This is a genomic window from Paraburkholderia sp. CNPSo 3274 (assembly GCF_024206475.1).
Lineage (GTDB): Bacteria > Pseudomonadota > Gammaproteobacteria > Burkholderiales > Burkholderiaceae > Paraburkholderia.
On record NZ_JAMBPR010000227.1, the window covers coordinates 1 to 970 of the forward strand.

Annotated in this window: 1 protein-coding gene; it reads left to right on the forward strand. The window is 56.9% G+C overall.

What is annotated here, in order from left to right; translation table 11 throughout:
• On the forward strand, positions 1–970 hold a 970-nt coding region (locus M3I54_RS44360; RefSeq protein ID WP_254346730.1), incomplete at both ends, for an amino acid adenylation domain-containing protein.

The window sequence follows — 970 nt, forward strand, 5'->3', positions numbered from 1 at the left end:
CTATGTGCCGCTCGACCCCGCCTATCCGGGAGAGCGACTCGCTCACATACTCTCCGATGCCCAGCCCGCCATCGTCCTGAGCGATCAGGCGGGCAAGGAGGTACTGGGCCAGGCGTTGGCCGGTTACACCCTGATCGACCCCAACGACGCTCCTGTACAACCCGAGACCAATCCTCAGATACCGGGCCTGACCTCACGCCATCTCGCTTATGTGATCTACACCTCCGGCTCCACCGGTGCCCCAAAGGGAGTGTGCATTGAACATTGCTCCATCGTTAATTATGCATCATATGCGGCTGAACGATTTGGCGTTGCTGACGGTCACGGCTCTGTGCTTTCTTCTTCTATCAGCTTTGACTTGGGCCTCACGGCCTTGTATCCTGCGCTAATTTGTGGGCGTCGGCTATATCTCTCTTCTGAGGGCAACTCCAAGCTCGACTGGCGTCAAGCCATTGTTGACGGTAACAATTTATCACCGGTCAAACTCACGCCATCCCATTTAGAGGCACTTCGAGGGATACTACCGGTCGAAGCGATGGCAGGGCGCATTTGTACTCTGGTCGTGGGGGGAGAAACCTTACGGCATGCGCAAATTGAAATATGGCAAACCCATGCTCCGGAAACACGGATATTCAACCACTATGGACCGACCGAGACAACGGTCGGCTGCGTTGCATACGAAATAAAAAAATCTGCCGAACATAGCGAACCAATCCCGATCGGCCGACCGATCTCGAACACTCGGATTTACCTGCTAGACAGCCACGGTCAACCGGTGCCGCTAGGCGCAGTGGGTGAACTGTATATCGGCGGCGCAGGCGTGGCTCGTGGCTATCTGAACCGCCCAGAACTGACCGCCGAACGCTTCCTCCCCGATCCCTTCTCCCATCACTCCGATGCCCGCATGTATCGCACCGGCGATCTGGCCCGCTACCTGCCCGATGGCAATCTTGTGTTCCTCGGTCGCAAC